The organism is Fodinicola acaciae, from assembly GCF_010993745.1.
GTDB classification, from domain to species: domain Bacteria; phylum Actinomycetota; class Actinomycetes; order Mycobacteriales; family HKI-0501; genus Fodinicola; species Fodinicola acaciae.
In genome coordinates this window covers 719,082-741,683 of the sequence record NZ_WOTN01000003.1, presented here as the reverse complement: position 1 = coordinate 741,683, position 22,602 = coordinate 719,082, and the positions used below count along the sequence as shown (strand labels likewise).

At 68.3% G+C, this 22,602-nt stretch carries 18 protein-coding genes, 2 tRNA genes and 1 pseudogene; 10 read left to right on the top strand and 11 right to left on the bottom strand.

Annotated features, from left to right (window positions below):
* Positions 1–180: 180 nt before the first annotated feature.
* On the bottom strand, positions 181–333 hold the full coding sequence (locus tag GNX95_RS43485; protein WP_163510995.1) for a DUF5679 domain-containing protein: 153 nt from the start codon (positions 331–333) through the stop codon (positions 181–183).
* 582 nt (positions 334–915) lie between these two features.
* Here GNX95_RS43485 and GNX95_RS29750 point away from each other — a divergent pair.
* Positions 916–1,506 carry a M48 metallopeptidase family protein gene (locus tag GNX95_RS29750; protein WP_246281803.1) on the top strand — a complete coding sequence of 197 codons (591 nt, stop codon included), beginning with the start codon at positions 916–918 and terminating at the stop codon, positions 1,504–1,506.
* A gap of 1 nt (position 1,507) precedes the next feature.
* Here the strand turns inward: GNX95_RS29750 and GNX95_RS42730 are convergent, their stop codons facing one another.
* Both GNX95_RS42730 and GNX95_RS29740 read right to left on the bottom strand, forming a co-directional pair.
* On the bottom strand, positions 1,508–3,841 hold the full coding sequence (locus GNX95_RS42730; protein ID WP_222854032.1) for a family 20 glycosylhydrolase: 2,334 nt from the start codon (positions 3,839–3,841) through the stop codon (positions 1,508–1,510).
* Between the two features lie 67 nt (positions 3,842–3,908).
* Positions 3,909–5,162 (bottom strand): zinc-dependent metalloprotease, encoded by a 1,254-nt coding sequence (locus tag GNX95_RS29740; RefSeq protein ID WP_246281802.1) that lies wholly within the window; start codon positions 5,160–5,162, stop codon positions 3,909–3,911.
* Between the two features lie 62 nt (positions 5,163–5,224).
* On the opposite strand from GNX95_RS29740, the gene GNX95_RS29735 reads away from it, so the two are divergent.
* Positions 5,225–6,292: an NAD-dependent epimerase/dehydratase family protein gene (locus GNX95_RS29735; RefSeq protein ID WP_163510991.1), complete on the top strand. Its 1,068-nt coding sequence runs from the start codon at positions 5,225–5,227 to the stop codon at positions 6,290–6,292.
* A 595-nt stretch (positions 6,293–6,887) separates the two neighbouring features.
* Here GNX95_RS29735 and GNX95_RS29730 read toward each other — a convergent pair.
* From GNX95_RS29730 to GNX95_RS44450, 3 genes and pseudogenes are all read right to left on the bottom strand, one after another.
* Positions 6,888–8,780 (bottom strand): prolyl oligopeptidase family serine peptidase, encoded by a 1,893-nt coding sequence (locus GNX95_RS29730; RefSeq protein ID WP_163510989.1) that lies wholly within the window; start codon positions 8,778–8,780, stop codon positions 6,888–6,890.
* Positions 8,781–8,870: 90 nt separating this feature from the next.
* Positions 8,871–9,242 (bottom strand): FAD-dependent monooxygenase, encoded by a 372-nt coding sequence (locus tag GNX95_RS43890; protein WP_163510987.1) that lies wholly within the window; start codon positions 9,240–9,242, stop codon positions 8,871–8,873.
* 349 nt (positions 9,243–9,591) lie between these two features.
* Positions 9,592–10,008 (bottom strand): annotated as a pseudogene (locus GNX95_RS44450) (FAD-dependent oxidoreductase); the annotation flags it as partial.
* Positions 10,009–10,152: 144 nt separating this feature from the next.
* Between GNX95_RS44450 and GNX95_RS29715 the strand changes: the two are divergent.
* Both GNX95_RS29715 and GNX95_RS29710 read left to right on the top strand, forming a co-directional pair.
* A complete protein-coding gene (locus tag GNX95_RS29715) occupies positions 10,153–10,629 on the top strand; it encodes a MarR family winged helix-turn-helix transcriptional regulator (RefSeq protein ID WP_163510985.1) in 477 nt (158 codons plus the stop codon).
* A gap of 17 nt (positions 10,630–10,646) precedes the next feature.
* On the top strand, positions 10,647–11,660 hold the full coding sequence (locus GNX95_RS29710) for a YlbL family protein (RefSeq protein ID WP_163512007.1): 1,014 nt from the start codon (positions 10,647–10,649) through the stop codon (positions 11,658–11,660).
* 216 nt (positions 11,661–11,876) lie between these two features.
* Here GNX95_RS29710 and GNX95_RS29705 read toward each other — a convergent pair whose 3' ends face one another.
* Positions 11,877–12,434, bottom strand: coding sequence for a PPA1309 family protein (locus GNX95_RS29705; protein WP_246281800.1), 558 nt, complete (start codon positions 12,432–12,434; stop codon positions 11,877–11,879).
* A gap of 168 nt (positions 12,435–12,602) precedes the next feature.
* Between GNX95_RS29705 and GNX95_RS29700 the strand changes: the two genes are divergently transcribed.
* Together GNX95_RS29700 and GNX95_RS29695 are read left to right on the top strand one after the other, a co-directional pair.
* Positions 12,603–15,521, top strand: a complete 2,919-nt coding sequence (locus GNX95_RS29700) for a UPF0182 family membrane protein (protein WP_163510983.1) — start codon at positions 12,603–12,605, stop codon at positions 15,519–15,521.
* 106 nt (positions 15,522–15,627) lie between these two features.
* Positions 15,628–15,701: transfer RNA gene (locus GNX95_RS29695), tRNA-Met, on the top strand.
* Positions 15,702–15,796: 95 nt separating this feature from the next.
* Here the strand turns inward: GNX95_RS29695 and GNX95_RS29690 are convergent.
* Positions 15,797–16,213 (bottom strand): hypothetical protein, encoded by a 417-nt coding sequence (locus tag GNX95_RS29690; protein ID WP_163510981.1) that lies wholly within the window; start codon positions 16,211–16,213, stop codon positions 15,797–15,799.
* Between the two features lie 331 nt (positions 16,214–16,544).
* Here GNX95_RS29690 and GNX95_RS29685 point away from each other — a divergent pair.
* Positions 16,545–16,618, top strand: a tRNA-Met gene (locus tag GNX95_RS29685).
* A 50-nt stretch (positions 16,619–16,668) separates the two neighbouring features.
* Here the strand turns inward: GNX95_RS29685 and GNX95_RS29680 are convergent.
* The gene (locus GNX95_RS29680) at positions 16,669–17,883 is read right to left on the bottom strand and encodes a glycosyltransferase (RefSeq protein WP_163510979.1); all 1,215 of its coding nucleotides are present in this window, start codon (positions 17,881–17,883) and stop codon (positions 16,669–16,671) included.
* Positions 17,884–18,308: 425 nt separating this feature from the next.
* On the opposite strand from GNX95_RS29680, the gene GNX95_RS29675 reads away from it, so the two are divergent.
* The 3 genes from GNX95_RS29675 to pyrF are packed head-to-tail and all read left to right on the top strand — an operon-like array spanning position 18,309 to position 21,154.
* On the top strand, positions 18,309–19,109 hold the full coding sequence (locus tag GNX95_RS29675) for an SGNH/GDSL hydrolase family protein (RefSeq protein ID WP_163510978.1): 801 nt from the start codon (positions 18,309–18,311) through the stop codon (positions 19,107–19,109).
* Between the two features lie 10 nt (positions 19,110–19,119).
* Positions 19,120–20,445 (top strand): ADP-ribosylglycohydrolase family protein, encoded by a 1,326-nt coding sequence (locus GNX95_RS29670; RefSeq protein WP_163510975.1) that lies wholly within the window; start codon positions 19,120–19,122, stop codon positions 20,443–20,445.
* Between the two features lie 4 nt (positions 20,446–20,449).
* The gene (gene pyrF, locus GNX95_RS29665; protein ID WP_163510974.1) at positions 20,450–21,154 is read left to right on the top strand and encodes an orotidine-5'-phosphate decarboxylase; all 705 of its coding nucleotides are present in this window, start codon (positions 20,450–20,452) and stop codon (positions 21,152–21,154) included.
* A 60-nt stretch (positions 21,155–21,214) separates the two neighbouring features.
* Here pyrF and GNX95_RS29660 read toward each other — a convergent pair whose 3' ends face one another.
* Positions 21,215–21,679, bottom strand: coding sequence for a hypothetical protein (locus GNX95_RS29660; RefSeq protein ID WP_163510972.1), 465 nt, complete (start codon positions 21,677–21,679; stop codon positions 21,215–21,217).
* 44 nt (positions 21,680–21,723) lie between these two features.
* Positions 21,724–22,488 (bottom strand): SDR family NAD(P)-dependent oxidoreductase, encoded by a 765-nt coding sequence (locus GNX95_RS29655; protein ID WP_163510970.1) that lies wholly within the window; start codon positions 22,486–22,488, stop codon positions 21,724–21,726.
* Positions 22,489–22,602 lie beyond the last annotated feature (114 nt).

Genomic DNA, 22,602 nt, shown 5'->3' with positions numbered 1-22,602 from the left:
GTCACGCTCTGAGCGTGCCAGCTCCGAAGGGCCGTTCCGGGGTTGTCCACAGGTGCACTTTTTCGGCGACTGTCGGCGAGCGGTGCGACCACCCGCCGACCAGTCATCCGTACGCGGTGACCGGCCCTCACGGACCCGTCCCCGCTGGAGCCCATTTCAGCACTGAAACAGGCTCTGACCTCAGGCTTTACCCAGAATGCGGTTCATCTTCGTGCCACACACCGGACAGGTGCCTTTGGCCATCCGACGACCTGAGTCGCTGACGCTGACTTCGCCGGAGAAGTCGCGCTTCTCCTTGCACTTGACGCAGTAACCGTTGTAGGTCTCGGCCACGTCGCCTCCTCTACCTCTCGATTCCCCCGCTGCCACGGTGTGACAGGGCCTCACGCACAGTACCGTCGTTTCCGCGCTCCGGCCGCTCAGGACGGTCGCGAAACGCGGGACGTGTCGCATTTCGACGGCCCCATTACCGTACGGCGTACCTGCGACAACGACGAACCGCGGGTGAATGTGGCGGAATTTTGGTTTTCCGGAAGGCGAATAGCGTTCTCGCTACGGACAGCCGCCATCGACACCACGGAGCCCTCGGTGTCGACCACCTTCCCGCTGCCTTCCCCTTGCATCGGGCCGGTGACCTCTTCCGAGGGCTCCGCGACCGACGCTAGGGGCCGGACCCGGCAACGTCAATCGACGACCTCCACAGCCTGTGGATAACCTTGTGGACGGAGTGGGGACAGTGACCGAGGCCACTGTGGACGAAGAGGTGCACGACCCTGTGGACGGCTGCCTGGACTGTCAACAACGAGCACGCTGACCTGCGAAAACATTACCCACCGGCTGTGCACGAGAAAAAGTTCGGGTTTTCGCCGGCCTGGTGGATCGATGAAGTGCGATTTGAGCCACTACGGTGGGCCTGTGACCGCCACCAGGCCGCACGCCGGCGGGTCAGCGGGGCAGGACGTGCCATTGGCCGACCTGCCGGTCGAGGTGCGCCGGAGCCGGCGCCGCCGTCGGACGGTGTCCGCGTACGAGGACGGCGGCCGGGTCGTGGTGCTGCTGCCGGCGAGCTTCAGCAAGGCGCAGGAGCGCGAGTGGGTCGACCGGATGGTGGCTCGCCTCGCCGCACGGCGCCGCCGCCGGCCGCCGAGCGACGACGCCCTGCTGGCCAGAGCCGCCGAGCTGAGCCGCCGCTACCTCGACGGCGACTGTCCGGCCAGCGTGCGGTGGGTCTCCAACCAGCACACGCGCTGGGGCTCGTGCACGCCGTCCGACCGGACGATCCGGCTGTCCGACCGGCTCGCCGACATGCCGGCCTGGGTCGTCGACTACGTGCTGTTGCACGAGCTCGCGCACCTGAAGATCCCGGACCACAGCGCGCGGTTCTGGCGGCTGCTGGAGTCCTATCCGCGTACGGAGCGAGCGCGCGGCTATCTGGAAGGTGTGGCCGCGGCGGCCGGCCTGAACGTCGGCGGCGACGCCGACGAACAGGCCGACAAGCTCTTCTGAGCTACCAGGAGGCGAGCCAGTCGGTCCAGCTGCCGCCGGTCTGCTGGAACTTCGTGTAGTAGACGCCGTCGGCGCCGAGGGTGAACAGCTCCGGGCGGCCGTCGGCGTTCCGGCTGGCGGCGAGTTGTTCGAGGTCGGAGCCGCCGTAGGAGGCCCACGGCTGGAAGACGCCGTTGGTGCCACCGAAGCGGCCGTACGCGGCGGTGTCGCCGCCGAGCGCGTAGACGTCGATGCCGGCGCCGGTGCTCGCGGTCGTCGCGCGCAGGTCGGTGCCGGCCAGCGAGCCGTCCCAGCCGGTCCACGAGCCGCCGGACAGGACGCGCTGGTAGAGGATGCCGTCACCGCCGACCGCGAAGACGCGCAGCTCACCGGACGGACTCGACGCGGCCGCGATCGACCGCAGTTGCGAGCCGCCGAGCGAGCTGTCCCACGCACTCCACGACCCGTTGGGGCCCCGCACGCTCGTGTAGAGCTGCCGGTCACCGCCGAGCGCGAAAAGGTGCAGCACGCCTTGCGCGTCCGCGGCGGCCGCGACGCCGCGGACGTCCCGGCCGCCTGGTGCGTCCGACCACGGCCCCCACGCCTCCGGCGAGGTCTGGGTCCGCACCGAGACGCGGCCGTACGGTCCGACCGCGAACAACGACACCAGACCGCCGGGACCGACCGCCGCGGCGAGCGCACTGAAGTCGGTGCCGCCGAGGTCCGTCCACGGACCGAAGCCGGAGTTGGCGGCGGTCTGCCGGCGGAATGACACCGACGAGCCGGCGGCGAAGACCAGCATGCGGCCGTCCGGCGGGCGTACGGCCGCCATCGACTGGCCGAGCGGCGACGGGCCGCCGACCGCGTCGATGATCGCCTGGAACGCCGCGTACGTGCCGGCCGGTTTCGCCGAGCCCCACAGTTGTTGTGCCAGCACACGCAAAGTCGGCCGGATGCCGTCGGCGACCTGGTCCTCGGTCTGCTCGCGCGGCGAGTCGCACCACACGTTGAGCTGCGCGCCGCGCAGGCCGCCGGCATTGGCCTGGCTGAGCGTACGTCCGCCGTCGAACATCAGCGGATTCCAGCGCTCGTAGAGAATCGCGGTGTCCGGCTTGGCGTTTCCGAGCACGTAATACAAAACGGTGTGTGCGACACCGTCGATGGTCGCCGCCCAGCTGGCGTTCATCACCGGATGTCCGTTGGCCACAAGGGTGTCCGGGCCGAGCAGGTCGGCGCGCGCGCCGGTCCAGTAGTCGACCACGATCCCCGGTGTCAGCGCCACTTCCGGATGTGCCGCCGTGGTCAGCTGGTCGTTCCACATCCGCAGGGTCCGGCCGTACGGTTTCACCAGGGCCGCCATCGAGTTCACGAAGTCGTAGAAGGTGTCGATCGCCGGCGCGTTCGCTCCGTAATGCTGGTGAGCCCAGTCGACCAGCGACGGATAGGCCGAATAGTCCGACACGTACTCGTCGGCGCCGATGTCCCAGTACGGCCCCGGAAACAGTGGCAGATATTCGCGAACGATGTTCGCCAACAGATCCCGGGCCGCCTGGTTGCCGATGTCGATCGCGCCGCGGGTCGCCGGTTTCACGGCATACTGCGGATATTTGTCGATGACCGCGGCCAGGTGGCTCGGCATGTCGATCTCCGGCACCACGGTGAGGTGATAGCGGCCGGCCAGCGCGACCAGGTCGGCGATCTGTTGTTTCGTGTAATGCTCGGCGGCGACCGCGGCCGGCACGGTCGTGCTTTCCAACCGGAAGGCTTCGTTGTCGGTCAGGTGCAGGTGCAGCAGGTTGAGCTTCAGATAGGCCAAATCCTTGATTTGCCGCTGCAGCCACGGCACGGTGAAGAACTTTCGCGCCAGATCGATGCTGAAACCGCGCTCCGGACTCGCCGGCCAGTCGGTCGCGGTGCCGGCCGGCAGTGTCGCCTGTTGGTGCAGGAGCTGCAGGACCGTACGCGTGCCGTTGAAGACACCGGCATCGGCGCGCGCACGTATGACCAGCGTCGAGCCGACGGTCAGCGCGTACGCCTCGGGCTGCGCCGGCGCGTTCGCGTCGAGACTGAGCACGATGTCGCCAGGCTGAGCGGTCACCGCGCGTTGTACGTCCCGCCCGAGCAGCGCCTCGAGATCACTTTCGAAGGTGCTGGCGGTCGCCGACAGGGCCGCGTCGGCGACCAGCCGGCTGGACGGCGTCAGCTGGAAGTCGGTGCCGCCGGCGGCCGTCCACTGACGCAGGGCCGGGATGACCGCAGGCAGGGTTGCCGCCTGCGCGGGCGTCGCCGCGACGGCCATGCCGAGCAGCAGGCCGACCACCAGTGCGAGCGCGGCGCGTCGGGACGTACGAGCCATCGGAATGCCTTCCTACGCCGGCAAAATCGCTCGCAGCGTAAGAGAAGTGGCAATCCGTGGCAAGAGGTTAGAGGTCTTTCAGGTCATCCAGGTTGATGCCGTCGATCCCATCGATGCCGCCGTCGTCCTGGCGGCGTACGAAGGCGTCCGGGTCGTCGAGGTCGTCGGAGGACGGCAGCAGGTCCGGGTGGCCCCAGATCGCGTCCCGGCCTTCCACGCCGCGCGCCTCGGCCAGCTTCTGCCACAGCACCGACGCCTCGCGCAGCTTGCGTGGCCGCATCTCCAGGCCGACCAGCGTCGCGAAGGTCTGCTCGGCCGGGCCACCGGACGCGCGCCGCCGCCGGAAGGCCTCGCCGAGCGCGGACAGGCCCGGCAACCGCTCGCCGGCGGCCGCCTCGACGACCGCGGTGACCCACCCCTCGACCAGCGCCAACGCGGTCTCCAGCCGAGCCAGCGCGGCCTTCTGCTCCGGTGTGTCGCTCGGCGTGAACATGCCGCCGGCCAGCGACTCCTGCAGCGACTCCAGGTTGTTGGGGTCGAGCGCGCCGGGGTCGATGGACGACATCGCGTCCTCGATCGCCTCGCGGTCGATGGCGATGCCGCGCGCGTACGCGTCGACGGCGTTGAGCAGGTGCGAGCGCAGCCACGGCACGTGCTCGAAGAGCCGTTGGTGGGCCGCCTCGCGCAGCGCCACGTACAGCCGCACCTCGTCGACCGGCCGTTCCAGGCCCTCGGCGAAGGCCTCGATGTTGGCCGGCAGCAGCGCGGCCACGCCGGCCGGACCCAGCGGCACGCCGATGTCGGAGGAGGTGAGCACCTCGGCGGACAGCTGACCGAGGCCCGTACCGACCTGCTGTCCGAAGGCCATGCCGCCGATGCCGTCGAGCAGGCCGCGCATCGGACCCAGCTGCGCGGCCATCTCCTCGGGCAGCGATCCCGAGGTGGCCGCCACCACCCGCGACGCGACCGGGTCGCAGAGCTGTTTCCAGACCGGCAGCGTCTGGTCGATCCACTCCAGCGTCGTCCACGCGGTGGTCGTACGCGCACCGGACGGCAGGCTGGTCACCGGGTCGAGCCACACGTCGGCCAGCCGGAGTGCGTCGGTTGTCGAGGTACGCTCGGCGGCAGTCAGCGATCGGTCGGTGGACCGTGCGACCTGCTCGGCGACCTGCCGGGCCAGCGTCCAGTTCACCGGGCCGTCCTGAGTCCCGGCGGCGGCGAACATCTGTTGCATCTGGGCCAGGAACGCCTGCATCTGGGCCGGGTCGTTGGGATCCGGCATGCCGGGGAAACCCCCCGGTGGGGTGGGAGGAGTGCTCACGGCGTGCTCACAGCGGCGGCGGTCATAACGTCAACGGTAGTCCCCTCGCGGGGGTTGTCGCGGTGACCGGCCGGTCCGACCAGCCACGGGTCGTCGCGGTGATCGGTTCGACCGGCGTGGCCGGCGCGGCGATCTGTCGCGAGCTGCTGGCCACCGAGTCGATCAGGCAGGTCGTGGCGCTGGGCACCGTACGGCCGCCGGTGCCCGGCGTGACGCTGCGGCGGGTCGACGTGACCGACGCCTCGCTGGCCGCGGCGCTGCGCGGCGTGCACGCGCTGGTGTACGCGCCGAACGAGGTCGACGACGCGGCCGATCGCGCGGCGCGGCGTAAGGCCAACGAGCTCGGTGTGTCTGTCGCGCTGATGGCCGCCGCGGCCGCGGGCGTACGCCAGGTGGTGCTGATCTCCAGTGCGCGCGTCTACGGGGCGGCGCCGGACAACCCCGTACCGCTGCCGGAGGACGCTCCGCTGCAGGCCACCGCCGAAGGCGACGTCGCCGACCTGCTGGCGCTGGAGCGGATCGCGCGCTCGCTCGACCACGCCTATCCACAGACCGAGGTGTGCGTGCTGCGGCCGGCCTGGCTGCTCGCGCCGGGCCTGCCGAACCCGGCCGGCGGCCTGCTCGACGGTCCGCGCCTGCTGGTCGTACGCGGCACGAAGCCGCATTGGCAGTTTTGCCACGTCGATGATCTCGCCGCGGCGGTCTGCACGGCCGTGACGACGCGGATGGTCGGCGCGGCGACGGTCGCGTCCGAAGGCTGGATCGAGCAGGCGGACGTGCAGAAGGTGCTCAAGCGGCGGCCGCTGGAGCTGCCGGCGACGATCGCCTTCGAGACGGCCGCGCGGTTGCATGCCATCGGCGTCACCAGCTCGCCGTCGGAGCTGGCGTATCTGGTCTATCCGTGGGTTGTCGGCAGCGAGCGATTACGCGAGGCCGGTTGGAAGCCGGCGTACTCCAACCTCGAGGCGCTCACCGACTACGCCGACGGCCGGCCGGCGCGGGCGTACCGGCTGCCGGTCGACCCCAAAGGCGCTGCGACCGCCACCGCCGCCGCGGGCGCGACCGTGGCGCTCATCGGCACGGCCGCGCTCGTACGCCGTGCCCGCAAGCGCCGCGCCTCCGGCAAGTAGATGTCCGCATGGCCCCATGCGTGCGTCCACCCTGAGTTTCACCTCGGCTGCGCGGACCGGCTCGGAAGGTGTCATGGCGTCCCGGTAAGTGGCGAAAAGGTCCATTACATGGGATCCGCAGTCCGTGTAACGCTAATGTCTGTCTTATGAGGTTTATCGGGGCGTGAATGTCGAGTTACTGGCGCTAGATGCGCGAAACACGGCTTTCACGCCTGCGTGACCGCCAGCCGCTGCGGTGGGTGTGGCTGCTGAGGCGAGTAATGCTGTCGTGGCCCGGTTTGATGTCTTGTTAACCAAGTATTACCGGTCAGGCCGTCTCACCTGCATGGTTGGCCACAGCAGTCACACCAGAACCGCCCTAGCCGCCGCTGGATGTTCACAGAGACTCCTGACGCACGCCTGGATCGCGGCGGCGTGGGAGTCATTGCTCCCATGCTGGTCCGCCGCGACAGCTCACGCGATGACAACCGAGGACGTGCCATGCGGCTGCGGTACTCCGGCACCGACCACAAACAGACACAGCCGCAAAGACCGCCAGAGCCAAACAGGTTAAGACTCAAGTCCACCGCACGCATGGTGGCCATGCGCACATTGGTCAGGGCCGGAGCCAGCGGTCGAACCAGGCACGGGTCCGGCGCAGGACGTCGAGCTGGTGGTTGCGTTCGCGGATCGAGTGGCCCTCCCGCGGATAGATCACGAACTCGTGCTCGACGCCGAAATGGCGCAATGCCCGGTGGAAATACACCGCCTGCCCGAGCGGCACGTTGGTGTCCTCGGCGCCGTGCAGGATGAGTACGGGCGTGCGGACGCGGCTGGCGTAGGAGACCGGGCTGACCGCGTCATGCGGGTGTGGACCGATGCCGGACCAGCCGGTGCTGCCACCGAGTGCGGCCTCGAACTGGCCGTTCTCCCCGGTCGCGGCGAGCATCCCCCAATCGACGACGCCGGCGCTGACCAGCGCTGCGCGAAACCGGTCGGTCTGCCCGACCGCCCACGCCGCCATGAAACCGCCGTGGCTGCCGCCGGCGATGCCGAGCCGGTCGGGGTCGGCGACGCCTTCGGCGACGAGCAGGTCGATGCCGGTCAGGATGTCGGTCCATTCCTCCTGGCCGACCCGGCCGGCGACGCTGGCGGCGAACAGGTGGCCGTGGCCCTGGCCGCCGCGCGGATTGGGCAGGAACACCGCATAGCCGGCGGTGGCCAGCCACTGCGCGCTGGGATGCCAGAACAGCTGGAGATCGTCCGTATGCCGGTGATACGGGCCACCGTGCACGATCGTCACGAGCGGAAACGGACCGGCCGATGCGGTTTTTCCGGCCGGCAGTACGAGCAGGCCGTCCAGATCGAGGCCGTCGGCGGCCCGGTAGGCCAGCGGTCGCTGTGTGCCGACGGTGATGCCGTCCAGTTCGGGACGCGTGTCGGTGATCCTGCGCAGCGGCCCGGCCGGCGGCCCGACGTGGACGTTCGGAGGTTGGTAACGAGTGCCGGTCAGCGCCGCGATCGTGGTGCCCGCCGGCGTGGTGGTGAGCGCGTCGAGGCCGCCGGTGTGCTGCGACAACGGCGTGAGACCGCCGGAGTCGAGCCGAGCCAAAGTCGTGTTGAGGCCGTCGGCGAGGACGACCAGAGGAGCGGCATCGGTCTGGCGCAGCTCGGTCGGGCACATCGGCAGGTCGGCCGTACGGTTGCGGCGTACGCGGCTGCCGATGGCCACGTCGAACACGGCAGTGCCGGCCTGGAGCACCGGTGGCGTGAGCGCGACGTAGCCGAGGTGCCAACCGCCCTCGTCCGGCCACCAGGCCAGCGAGTGCGCGTCGGCCTCGACCGGTCCGAGGTCTTCCTCGGTCCAGGTCGCGGGGTCGACCAGATGCAGCTGGCCCGTACGAGGGCCATAGTCCGGATCGGCGCTGGACTGGGTGAGGACGGCGAGCGGGCCGCCGTCGGGCCGTTGCCGCAGCTCCACGACGTGCCGGCCGGCGAGCACGTTCGGCGTGGTGACCTCGCCCGTACGCAGGTCGAGCAGACGTAACCGAGCACGCGGTTCGCGCTCGCCGACGACGATGGCGTCGTCGCGGTCCAGTGCTCGGCGCGTGTCCTGCTCGGTCGGCTCGTCCTCGGCCAGCAGAGCGACCCGGTCCGGATCGGCGAGCGGCAGGTGGTCGATGATGCCGGCGCGCCAGCTGGTCACCGCGGTGACCGCACCGTTGGCGAGCCTGTGGACCTGCGAGGTGCCGCGGTTTGTGCGGTCGGACAGGAAAAACAGGGTGGTCGAGTCCGCGGACCAGCGCGGCTGGGACTCTGTCGCGGTGTCGGTGGTCGCTCGGCGCCCGCCGGCGCCGTCGATGTCGACGAGCCAGAGCTCGGTGTCGAGGTGGTCACCGGTCTGGCTGAGCGGGGCGAGGACGTGGCAGAGCTGCTGTCCGTCTGGTGCGAGGGCTGGGGTCTGCGGTGTCCGGCCATCCACGATGAGCTCCGCAGTCAGACCTGTCACGCGCCCAGTCTGCCAACGCGCGCAATCGAATTGGTCCGCATGGCCACCATGCTTGCGCTGGATGCACGCATGGTGGCCATGCGCGTATCGCTAGCCGACCGGCTCGGCGAAGTCGATGTGGTGGCCCTGCAGCCAGCTCATCGACCGGCCGCCGTCCTTGGCCGCGCGGCTGAACATGATCGGAAGGATCGTGTCGCGGATGACGCGTCCGACCGGGCCGGCGGCCTTCTCGCTGGCCGCTCGCGCGCCGTGCTTGACGATCCTCTCGACGCGGTCGCGCCGCAGCTCCGTGAAGGCGGCGAAGGCGCTGGCCGTGTCCGTACGGTCGCGCAGGCATTTGGCCAGGATTACGGCATCTTCCAGGGCCATCGAGGCACCTTGGCCCGACGATGGAGCGGTGGCGTGCGCAGCGTCGCCGATGATCACCATCCGGTCGTTGTGCCAGTTGCGTACGACGGGCATGTCGTATGTGGGCCAGCGGCCCCGGCGCGGCGTCGATGATGTCGTGTGACGGACCGGTGTCGCCGGCCATCAGCTCGTGCAACCAGTGCCGCCACTGCGCGTCGGTCATCGTCGACAGCACACCGCGCTCCGGCTCCTGAGCCATCGGCGGGTTGGCGAACCACACGGTGCCGCCGTCCGGCGTCGGCATCCAGGCGAAGAAGCACCGCTTGCCAAACTGCATGCACCACTGCCTGGCCGGCTCGTCGACGGTGAAGCCGGGGATGTAGCCACCGAGGTTGAGGACCGGTACGTAGCGCGGCGCCGGCGCCTGTGGGTCGATCAGCCGGCGTACGCGCGAATGGATGCCGTCGCAGCCGATCAGCAGGTCGCCGGTCGCGGTCGTACCGTCGGCGAAGCGCGCTTCCACACCGTTGTCGGTCGTCGTCGCGTCGATGAGCTCCTTGCCGTAGTGCACCGTGGCGCCGCGTTGGCGCGCCAGTGTGCCGAGCGCCGCGTACAAATCGGCGCGCCGGAGCATCTGCGACAACTGGCCGTCCGCACGCGGCGCCGCCATCGGCATCCGGCCCAGCTGCCGGCCTTTTCCGTTGACGAACCGCATCGTGTCCACGTCATAGCCGAGGTTCTCGATCGGACCGGCGGCGTCGATGGCGCGCAACGCGTCCATCCCGTTGGCCTGGAAGGTGAGCCAGGCGCCGCGCTGCTCCGCGCCGGCCGGGTCGCGCTCGTACACGGTGCAGTCGATGCCGACCCGCTGCAGCGCCATCGCCAGCGTGGGGCCGGCGACGCCGCCTCCGATGATCAGTGCGTGTGTCATCTCCAACTCCTCTAGAGTTTCTAGTAATATGATCTGCTAGAGAATCTAAGGATCGATCTCTAGATTGTCAAGAGACTAGATTTTGGAGAGAACGTGTCCGGTGATCGCGAGGAGCTGGTCGCTCGGCTCGGCCCGGCGATGCAGGAGTTCCAACGCGCGCTCGACGGCTTCGACCAGCGTGTCGCCGAGTGTCTCGGCCTCAACCGCACCGACATGCTCTGCCTGGAGCTGGCGATGGAGGCGTCCGGCCGTACGCCCGGCGAGATCGCCGCGGCCGCCGGACTGACCACCGGGGGAGTGACCACCGCGATCGACCGGCTGGAACGCGCCGGCTATGTGACGCGCGTACGCGACAGCGCCGACCGGCGGCGTGTGCTCGTACAGCCGACCGAGCGGGTGATCGAGCTGACCACGCGGATGTACGGGCCGATGGTCGAGGAGGGGACGGCATATCTGCGCGGCCTCGACGCGGCGACGCTGGCCAGCCTGCTCGACTACCTGAGGATGAGCACCGGCCTCTATCGCGCGCACTCCGAACGGCTGGCGCGTGACCAGCCCGTACGCCCATAAGGCAGACTGGCCGGGTGATGCGGCGTGGCTGGACGGTGCTGACCGGAGCGTTGGTGTTGATCGCGTTGGGGATCGGGCTGGCGCGGTTGCCGGTCCCGTACGTGGCGGAAGCGCCCGGCCCCACCATCGACACGCTCGGCAAAGCCAACGGCAAGCAGATCATCCAGATCACCGGCCGCGCGACGACCAAGCCGAAGGGCCACCTCAACCTGACCACGGTCAGCGCGATCGACCAGATCGACCTGGGGACGGCGATCCGGTTCTGGATCGACGGCGACACCGCGGTCCTCCCACGCGAGTTCGTCTATCCGCCGGACCAGTCGCGCAAGCAGATCGAGGCGCGTAATGCCGACGACTTCACCCAGTCGCAGACGTCCGCGGAGACCGCCGCGCTGCGCGAGATCGGCTATCCGGTGATCGTCAAGGTCGAGTCGCTGTCCGCCGGCTCGCCGTCGACCGGCAAGCTGGCCGCGGGCGACGTGCTCACGACCGTCGACGGCAAGCAGATCACCAGCAACGGCTTCCTGCAGCGCACGCTGCAGGCGCACCAGCCGGGCGACACCGTACGGATCGGCTATCTGCGCGGCAACGCGCCGGCCACCGCCACCGTGAAGCTCGGCGCCGACGACCAGCGGCACCCGATCCTCGGCGTACGGCTCAACCAGAGCCAGCCGCATCCGTTCACCGTGACGATCCAGCTGTCCGACATCGGCGGACCGTCGGCCGGCCTGATGTTCGCGCTCGGCATCATCGACCTGACCACCGCTGACGACCTCACCAACGGCAAGTTCATCGCCGGCACCGGCACCATCGACGACGACGGCACCGTCGGTGTCATCGGCGGCATCCAGCAGAAGATGATCGCCGCACGCAAGGCCGGCGCGACCGTCTTCCTCGTACCCGCCGGCAACTGCGAGGAGGCCAGCGGCGCCGCCCCTGCCGGCCTGCGCCTGGTCAAGATCGACACGTTGCACGGCGCCGTGACGGCCCTGGCAACCCTGCGCCGCAACGGCCCCGTACCCGCCTGCTAGCCGTTCCTGTCAGTGCCACCCGGCACGCTAGTTTCCGGCGGCCCAAATCCACCGACGACGCAATCGGAATCCGATTGTGTCGTCGGCCACCCCCCGGCCTGCGACTTTGTCATAGCACTCCCCAATCGGACACCACGCCAGCGGTCCGATTGCCACCTTGTTGACCGTACGCATCGATTCAGATGGGCAACAAGGTGACAGTCGGACATCGCGAAGCTAGGCCAGGGTGGCCAGCAGGGCGGCGGCCAGGTTGGGGGCCAGATCGGGGCCTGGTACGAGCTGCGGCTCGGCGTCCAGCGCGGTCGGCCGGATCCGCAGCAGCGACGCGCGGCTGCCGTCGCGCAGCACACCGACCACCATCCGCACCTCGCGACGCTCCGGATGTCCACTGGCCCACCGCACCGCGTCCACCTCGGCCGGTGCGTCACCGGCAGACGGCGGCAGGACGAGCACCTCGTGCACCAGCGCGCAGCCGGCGACCTCGACCGGCCACTCGATCCTGGCCAGCGCCTCGTCCAGCGGTGCGTCGCCGAGCGGCTCCTGCTCGACCGGCGTCAGGTCGGCCGGATCCGGGTCGGTGCCGGCGAGTCCGAGCGCGGCCGCCAGGTCCGGCTCGGCGCGTACCAGGTCAGCGGTCGGCACCAGTGCGAACAGCGTCGGCGGCCGGTCCCAGCCGAGCGTGTCGGCGTGCTCCTCGATCTCGGCGACGACCGCTGGCAGCCGGCCGGCCGCGGAACCCCCGGCCGCCGGTCCCTCGTTGGCTTGGGAAGGCATCCGGTCATCTTTGCAAACGACCTGCCGGCGGTCGGCCGCGCAGCGGGCTACCGTCGCAGGAGCGGGTCGCTGGCCCGGGCGGGGTGCGAGTGAGCGATAGTAGCGGTACGTAACAGGTAAGAGCGAAGTCGGGAGTCAAGCGTGGCGATGCGCGCACCCATGCCCGCCGTGAGCCGTCGCAGCCGGGTGCTGCTGGTCGTCGTGGTGGTGCTGCTGGCGATCTCACTGCTGGGCTCCAGCCTGGTGACCGTGCTGACCGACGTGTGGTGGTACGACTCGGTCGGCTTCGGCAACGTCTACGGCGTCATGCTGCGCACCAGGGTCACCATGTTCGTGATCGTCGGCGTCGCGATGGCGGCCTTCGTCGGTTTCAACCTGTGGCTGGCCTACCGGCTGCAACCAGCCTACCGGCCGATGTCGCTGGAGCAGCAAAACCTGGAGCGCTATCGGCTGTGGCTGACGCCTCGATTGCGGCTGCTGATCTCGCTGGTGGCCGGCGCCTGCGGCGTCGTCGCCGGCCTGATCGCGCAGGGACAGTGGCAGGTTTGGCTGCAGTTCGCCAATGCCGAGCCGTTCGGCAAGTCCGATACACAGTTCCACCAGGACATTTCCTTCTACATGTTCCAATATCCGTTCTTCCGGTACGTGCTCGGCGTGGCCTTCACCGCTGTCGTGCTCGCGCTGGTTGGCGCGGTTTTCCTGCACTGGCTTTACGGCGGCGTGCGCCTGCAGGGTGCCGGCGAGCGGATGAGCGACCGCGCGCGGCTGCACATCTGGCTGCTGCTCGCGGCTTTCGTGCTGCTGAAGGCCTGGGCCTACTACCTCGACCGCTTCGGCCTGACGTTTTCCTCCAGTGACGTCACCGGTCTGGACGGCGCCTCGTACGCCGACATCAACTATTTGTTGCCAGCAAAGAACATCCTGTTGCTGATCGCGGTGTTCGTGGCGGCGATGTTCGTGATCGCGATCTGGGTTCGCAACGCGATGCTGCCGGTCGTCGCGATCGCCCTGCTCGGTGTGTCGGCGATCATCGCCGGCGGCATCGTGCCCTTCGTCGCCGACCAGGTGTACGTACGTCCCAGCGCTTCGACGCTGGAAGCCAGGTATATCAAGCAAAACATCGACGCGACCCGCGACGCGTACGGCCTGTCCAACGTGCAGTCCAGCGCATACACGCCGTCCAACGCGGCGCCGGCCTCGTTGCTGCGGTCGGACACGCAGAACGTGCCGAACATCCGGCTGCTCGACCCCAGTGTCGTCGCGCAGACCTTCATCCAGAACCAGCGCGGCAGCGGTCAGTACACGTTCAACGAGAAACTCGACGTCGACCAGTACAAGATCGGCCAGAAGACACAGGAATACGTCGTCGGCGTACGCGAGCTCAACTACGCCGGCCTGACCGGCACGCAGACCAACTGGGCCTATCAGCACAAGGTCCTGACGCACGGCTACGGTTTTGTGGCCGCGCCGGCCAACAAGGTGCAGAACGGCCTGCCGTGTTACGTGTCCGGCTTCATGTCCAACCAGCCACCGCAGTGCAACGAGCAGCCGATCCCGGTTTCGGTGCCGCAGATCTATTACGGCGAGCTGTTCGGCGACAACTACTCGATCGTCGGCTCCGACTCCGGCGCCAAGAACGAGTTCGACCACGTGGACGCCAACGGCTCGACGGTCAACACCGTCTACCAGGGACCCGGCGGCGTGCCGATCGGATCTTTCCTGCGGCAGCTGGCATATGCCATCAACCTGCACGCGATCAACTTCATCCTGCCGGGTGCGGTCGACTCCAGCTCCAAGCTGCTCTACGTACGCGATCCGCGTGAGCGCGTACAAAAGGTCGCGCCGTTCCTGACCGTCGACGGCGACCCGTATCCGGCCGTCGTCGGCGGACGGGTCCTGTGGATCGTGGACGGCTACACCACGTCGTCCGGTTATCCGTACGCGCAAAGGGAAACTCTCGGCGACGCGACGCAGGACTCGCTCACCGGCAACGGCACCACCGCGCAGGAGAAGGACCAGATCAACTACATCCGCAACTCGGTGAAGGCGACGGTCGACGCGTACACCGGTGAGGTCAAGCTCTATCGCTGGGACGACGGCAGCGACGCGTTGCTGACCACCTGGAACAACGCCTTCGGTGGCAACCTCATCCAGCCGAAGAAGGACATCTCGCCGGAACTGGCCTCGCATTTCCGTTATCCGGAGGACCTTTTCAAGGTGCAGCGCGAGGTTCTGGCGCGCTATCACGTCACCAATCCGGTCGCCTTCTTCGGCCAGCAAAACTTCTGGAAGGTGCCGGCCGACCCGACCCGTAACAACAACGCCAACTCCGGTCCGCCGCAGCCGCCGTACTTCCTGCTGGCGCAGCTGCCGGGCCAGAACGCGCCGCAGTTCCAGACCACCAGCGCACTGTCGGTCGCCAAGGGCGACTCGCTCGCCGCGTTGTTCTCCGCGTCGTACGACGACGCCGGCAACCCGGCGCTCAGCGTCTATCCGCTGCCGGCCGCGTCCAACGCTTTAGGCCCCAACCAGGCGCAGAACAACATCACCGGCGACTCCGCGGTCGCCAGACAGACCGCACAGCTGACCAACACCGCCGGCGGATCGGACATCAAGTTCGGTAATCTGCTGATCCTGCCGATCGGCGGTTCCACCGGCGGCCTGCTCTACGTCGAGCCGGTCTACATCCAACCCAAGACCGGCAACGCCACGTATCCGACGATGCAGCTGGTTTTCGCCTCGTACAACGGGAAAGTCGTCTTCGGCAACACGGTCGCCGACGTGATCCAGTCGCTCACCGGCCAAGCGCCGCCCAACACGACCGCACCACCGGCGACCGGCAACCCGCCACCGACCACCGGCGGCGTCAACCCCGAGCTGGCGGCTGCCGTCAAGGAAATCCAGGACTCGATCGACGCGCTGCACAAGGCGCAGAAGGAGAGCAACTTCGTCGCGATCGGCCAGGCGCAGGCGCGGCTGGAGGCGGCCGTACGCAACTTCGAACGCCTCCAGTCGGCCACCTCATCGCCCACGCCGACGCCGTCCGGCACCCCGACACCGACCGGCTCACCGAAGGCGCCCGGGTGAGCGGGCCGTTTCCGCAGGGTGGCGTGATGGTGGCCACTTGATGACCACCATCACCCGACCCGCTTTGCATCCTGCTTTCCTGGCCGTGTATCGTTGGTTTCACCGACGCGGGGTGGAGCAGCTCGGTAGCTCGCTGGGCTCATAACCCAGAGGTCGCAGGTTCAAATCCTGCCCCCGCTACAAAGGAAAACGGCTCCGGAGGCGAAAGCCTTCGGAGCCGTTTCTCGTTGTCGCTGGCCGCTGCATCTGGACTGGCCTGCCGCGCGCAGGTGTCCTCACCGCGACGGATCGTCGAGGATCGCCTTCGTCGTCGCCGTAATCGGATCTTGTCCAAGCAATGCCATGGCCTCGTACGCCACTTCGCCGGCAGCTCTGGCTGGATCAGTGTCCAACGCCAGGTATGCGGCCTTGTAGCCGCGCGCCTGCTGAGCGATCCGCTTCGCCTCGGCTTGGTCGCCATCGAGTTCGTCGGCGTCGAGACTGGCCGCGGTTGCCGCTGTACTGGACTGGCTCAGCCAGTCGCGGAGAGCTTCGTCACCATAGCTGCCGGCTGCCAAAGCGGCTTCTATTTGCGCGCGACCGGTCGTGACAGGTGCCGCGTCCATCACCAGGCGAAGCAACTCGGCAACCAGCCGGCGCTGAGTGCCAGCGTCGACGGCAGCCACTTTCTTCCAGAGGTCGGCATCGAGCACACGGAGTCGGCTGGCGGTCATCGTCTTGGCCTCTGTGATGGTTTCGGGTGTTGGCTTGGCGCCTGCAATCCGGTTTCCGCGGCTCGCTCGCGGTGCGAGCGGGCCAGTCGTTGCGTTCCTGGCCAACGAGCATGCCGCGGTAGCGGTTCTGGATTCGCTGGAGCTTGGCAAGCGACTCTTCCCAAGACTGCGGGATATCCGACAGTTTGCCAGGCAAATGCCGCGCGGAATCCGCACTTGATATGGAAAGTCGCGAGCACACCATGGTCGGCGAAACCGGGTAGCCGCCGCGTTGGTGGTGGCGACGGTCGAGGTAGACTGGAGAAACCGACGCGGGGTGGAGCAGCTCGGTAGCTCGCTGGGCTCATAACCCAGAGGTCGCAGGTTCAAATCCTGCCCCCGCTACAAAGGCAGAAGGTCCGGGACACCCCGGACCTTCTGCGTGTACGGACGGCTTACGAGGTGAGTTCGTCCACCAGTCGTCGCGCGGCCGCGGTGGCGCCGTTGCCGGTCAGCGACTGCGCGACGGCCTTCGCGCGTACGCGCATGCCGGGATCCAGGGCCGTCTTGAGTGCCACGGACAGCGACTCGAAGGTCGGCGTACGGCCCTCGTGCGCCGCTCCGATGCCGAGCGTGGCGACCCGGCCGGCCCAGTACGGCTGGTCGGCGATCTGCGGCACGATCACCTGGGGAGCGCCGGCGCGCGCGGACGTTGTCGTGGTGCCGGCGCCCCCGTGGTGTACGACGGCGGCGACGCGGCGAAAGAGGGCCTGCTGGTTGACCTCGCCGACCACGAAGCAGTCGTCGGCGTCGTCGATGGCGGCAAGCTCCGCCCAGCCGCGGCCGAGGAGTACGCGCCGGCCCTGCGCGCGGATCGCTTCGATGGCGACTCGCGCGACGTCTTTCGGAGCGTGCGAGGCCATGCTGCCGAAGCCGACGAAAACCGGCGGCGCACCAGCCGCCAGAAACGCCTCCAGGTCAGCCGGCAGCGGACGGGTGTCAGGCAGGATCCACGCGCCGGTCTGTTGGACGTCCAGCTCCGTCATGCCCTCGGACGGGCACAGCAGCGCGTCCGCGGCCAGCCACGGCGCGTCGGTGAAGACGTAGTCGCGCACGTTTTCCAGTGGTGGCAAGCCAATCGCGGCTCGGTGGCTGTTGACCGCGGGGCCGTACAACTCGTTCACCCGCTCGGCGTCGTCGCGCCACAGCACCGCCAGGTCGGTCTCGTCCGGCGACGACGGCCGGCCCGGTCGCCGGCCAGGTGGGAAATGCCGCGACGGCAGTCCGGCCAGGTGGAAGCACGCGCAGATGTAGCGGATGCCGAGCTTGTCGGCCACATCGCGTACGCCGGCCGGCATCAGGCCGGTCGCGAGCAGCGCGTCACATCCACGCGCGGCCGCGCCGAGCGTCTCGAACCGCGCGGCGACCAGCTCGCGAGCGAGCTCGAAGGCCAGGTCGGCGGATGGCGGCCGGGTGCCGGCGACCACCGAGTGGACGGTCGGACCGAGTGGTACGTGCGGCACGCCGGCGCGCGCCAGCAGCGCCACGAAGTCGTCGTCCGGCGGCGCCGCCACCTGCGCGTCCACGCCAAGCTCACGCAACGCCACGGCCAGGCCGGCCAGCGGTTCGACGTCCCCGCGCGATCCCCACGTCGTCAACAACACCTGCACTTCGCGACTCCTGTTTTCGCTGGTAATGGCCACGGCGAGCGATTCTGCAGGACGACGGGGGTCTTGCCGCAAGCCCCCATCTCGGCTATACGTTGAGAATGGGAGGAAGTGTTTCCTCCCTCCGACGTGGTCCACCTGGCCCGCCGTTATCGATCCGATATCACCTCCCCGGTCGGACGTACGCTCAACGCGGCCGGATGCGGAAACCAGTCACCGACTGAACGATAATTTTTCCTTGCGAACATTGTGTTTTCGGCAACCAGTCCGGGACTTGCCCTGTCAGTGCGCAAAACTTCCCGTCACCACCGCGTGTCGGCCTGGACCCGTTTGGCAATCATTTTCCGAACTGACTCTTGTGTCGTACCTCTCCTACACGCCATCCTTTGTCCGGCATTGCGACACCCCCTCGGCAGCGGAGGCTGGAGATGGCACGGTTCGCGCGGTTGGCAAAGGCATTGCTCGCAGGCGGCGTCGCGCTCGCCTGCATCGGACTCGGCAGTGGACCGGCACACGCCGCCGGACCGGCCTACACGGCGCTCGGCGACTCCTACACCTCCGGAGTTGGTACGCGCTCCTACACGTACGACAACTCGAGCTGCAAGCGCTCGAACTACGCCTATCCGGTGCTCGACTCGCAGCGTTTGGAGCTGTCGCTGACATTCGCGGCCTGCTCCGGCGCGCGGGTGCCGGACGTGCTGAACAACCAGCTGGGAAGCCTGTCGTCGGGTACGCGCTACGTGACCGTCATGGTCGGCGGCAACGACGCCGGTTTTTCCAGTGTCATCACGCAATGCGCCAAGCCGTGGCCGTACACCTGCTGGGGTGACATCGACAACGCCCAGAACTACATCCGCAACACGCTGCCGGGTTCGCTGGACGGCCTCTACAGCAAGATCCGTTCACTGGCGCCGAACGCGAAGGTGACCGTGGTCGGCTATCCGCGGATCTTCAACGGCCAGCAGTGCAACGCCGGCGCGCGGATCAGTCCGGACGAGCAGTCGCGGCTCAACGAGACCAGCGACCTGCTGGCCACGACGATCGGCGGCCGCGCGAGCGCACACGGTTTTGGTTTCGTGGACGTACGATCCGCCTTCACCGGCCACGCGGTCTGCGACAACCCGGAGTGGATCAACGGCCTGTCCAACCCGGTCACCGAGTCCTACCACCCCAACACCAGCGGCCAGGCCGCCTACGCCAACCTTGTCCAGGGGTCCCTGCAGGGGTGATCATCGGCGGATGGAATACACCTTCGTGCAGGAGTCCGCGGCCGCGACCACCCAGACGCCGATCTCGTTGGCGCGCAACGAGATCGAGCAGGCGGCCGAAAGTGGCCGCGAGGTCGCGGACCTGCGCGAGGAGCTGACTCGGGTCGACGCCGACCACGATGCCGCGCTGATCGCCTTGTACGAGGCGGCGCTCGCGCGGCCAGAACCGCCCGACTGGCCGCATTTCGAAGGATCGCGGCTGGCGGACATCCTCGCCGAGCTTGCGCCGGCCGGTCCCAGCCAGCGGCCCGACCGGCTCGACGATCGCGTACGCGGCGCCTGGGCCGGCCGGGTCGTCGGCAACATGATGGGAAAACCGTTCGAGGGCGGGGCCAGACGCCTTGGCGTGAAGGAATATCTGCTGTCCTACGACGCGTATCCGTTGACCGGCTATGTGCCGTATGCGGACGGCGGCGCCACGAGTGTCTTCGGATCGTGGGGTTTCGACGGCGTCACCGAAGGCCGGATCGACGGATCGATACGCGATGACGACGTCGACTACACCGTCCTTGGCCTGCACATCCTGGAAAACTACGGTGACGGCTACACCAGCCGTGACGTGGCGACCGAGTGGCTCTACCGTTTCCCGGTCTACCAGGTCTACACGGCCGAGCGCGCGACCTACCAGAATCTGGTACGCGAGATCCCTTTCGAACGGGTCGGTGAGTTTCGCAATCCTTATCGCGAATGGATCGGTGCGCTGATCCGCGCCGACATTTTCGGTTATGTGGCACCGGGAAATCCCCGTCGAGCCGCGATGTTGGCGTACGCGGACGCGGCGCTGAGCCATCGCGCCAACGGCATCTACGGCGAGATGTGGGCCGCCGCGTTGGTCGCCTCTGCCTTCACCGCCACCAGCGCGAAAGCGTCCGTTGTCGAGTCGTTGCAACACATTCCGCCGACCTCGCGGCTCGCGACCGAGATCACCGCGGTGCTGGCCGACTTCGAGCGAGGCGCCAGCTGGGAAGAGGCGATGGAGGCGCTCGAGCGGCGCTATCCGACGATGAGCTGGGTCCACACGATCAACAACGCCGGTGCGCTGGCCGCCGCGCTGTTGTGGGGTGACGGCGATTTCGGTGCCACCACAGGACTTGCCGTGCAGGCCGCGCTGGACACCGACTCGATTGGCGCGACCGCCGGCTCATGGGCCGGCGCCTTTCTCGGCTACGACGCGATTCCGGCCGCGCTGGTCGAGCCGTTGCGTGGCCGGATCAGCAGCGCGGTCTTCGGTTTCGGAGAGTCCGGCATCGACGACCTGGCCGCGCGTACGCTCCGTCTCGCCGGTCGGCGAAGATAGGACCATGGACAGCGGACGCGTCTTCGTCGCTCTCGACTTTGACAGCAATGCCGAAGCGGAGGCGATCGTCGATCGGCTCGGCGACAATGCGCGTGCTTACAAGATCGGACTGCAGCTTCTGACCTCCGCTGGTCCGGACCTGGCCGCGCGCCTTGCGGTGCAAGGAAAAGACGTCTTCCTCGACCTGAAGCTGTTCGAGATCCCGGCGTCGGTGGCGGCGGCCGTACGAGCCGCCGGCCGCGTCGGCGCGTCGATGGTAACCGTGCACGCGATGGCGGGTCCGCGGATCATGGCGGCCGCGGTCGAGGCGGCGACGGACTTTCCACGCCTCAAAGTGATCGCGTTGACCGTCGTCACGAGTGTGACCGATGACGAGCTCGCGCGGGTCGGTGTCGCGGCGAAGGTGGACGATCAGGTCGTACGACTGGCGACGCTCGCACGCGCCGCCGGATGTGACGGCGTTGTCGCTTCCCCGAGAGAGGCCGCGAAAATCCGTGCCCAGCTCGGTCACGAGCCGTTGATCGTCACGCCAGGTGTGCGCCTTGCCAGTGACGGCAACGCCGATCACGCGCGCACGGCCGGACCGGCGGAGGCTTTTCGAGCAGGTGCCACACACATCGTCCTGGGTCGCTCGATCACCAGGGCCGCCGATCCGGCCGCCGCGCTCGCATCCGCTTTTAGGGTCTGTTTCGAAGTCCCACGTGGATGAGAGTCGAGATCCAGGCGGCGTTCGGCCCGGCTATCGCCGCGTGGGACTTCGAAACGGACCCTAGTACACCGGCGGACCGGTTGGCCGGCGGAAGATTCGCCAGTACGCGAACGCGCCGATCGCCAGTAGTGCGATGACGCCGCCGCCGACCAGCCACCAGTTGACCGGCGGCGAGGTGTGGCCGGACAGGTTGACCGTCCCGGTGTGCTGTCCGCGCGACGGCATCCGGCGAGCCACCGAGAGCTGGTCCTTGGCGGTGAAGTCGCTGTTGTTGGCGCGAAAGTCGTCGAAGTCGCGATAGCGTTTTCCATGGCTGTCGACGATCGCCGCCTCGTCGTCGGTTTTGCAGGCGACATAGAGCAGATACGGCTCGACCCTGCTGGGGTTGTCGGCGCGCTCGACCAGGATTGGCTCCGCATAGACCGATCCGGGTTTCGCGCCGTGACAGTCAACGGTCACCCCGCTCGACGCGCCGCAGCCGGCGAGCACGGCCAGCACCACAAGCATTCCGGCAGGGGTCCGCATGGCAGGTCAGTCTGACACAACCAACGGGGGACCGGTCCCAACCGTCAGAAGGCCACGTATCCGCCGTCGACGGTGATCGTGTCGGCGGTGTGGTACGCGCTGGCCGGACTGGCCAGATAGACCGCCAAGCCGGCGAAGTCGGCCGGCTCGCCCCATCGTCCGGCCGGCACGCGCGGCAGCACGCGGCGGTGGAACGGCTCGGAGTTCAGGGCCGGATCGGCCAGTGGCGTGCTGATCCAGCCAGGCAGGATCGCGTTGGCGCGAATACGGTGTTTGGCCAGTTCCATCGCGATCGCCTTGACCATCGAGATCAGGCCGCCTTTGCTGGCCGCGTACGCCTGACCGCGCGGCGGCCCCTGCACCGCGGCGAGGCTCGCGGTCGCCACCAGGCTGCCGCCTTCGCCCTGTGCGACGAGTTGTCGAGCGGCCGCGCGAAAAGTCAGGAAAGCGCCGTCCAGGTTGACGCGCGTCACCCGGCGGAACGCGGCCAGATCCGTTTCCACGAAACGCGTGCCGCCACCGGTCACGCCGGCGTTGGCGAAACACGAGTCGAGGCGGCCGAAATGCTCGACGGTTTGCGCCATCGCGGCCTCGACCTGGTCTTCTTCGCCCACATCGCAGGAAAGCGCGAGCACGCCGTGCCCGTGTGCGCGCAACTGCTCGGCGGCCGCGGCATTGCGCTCGGTGTTTGTCCCCCAAATGCAGACATTGGCGCCGGCTTCGGCGAGTCCGCCGGCCATTGCCAGGCCAATTCCGGAATTGCCGCCTGTGACGACCGTGACATGTCCACTCAGGTCAAAAGCTCTCATCACCGCAACCTACCGGACGTGTGTTTGGACACTAAAGTGCAGCGAATACCCGGCATTTCGTTCACCTGCCGTACACTTGGTCGGTCTGCGCCAGGTGTTCTGCCTGGTTGGGGG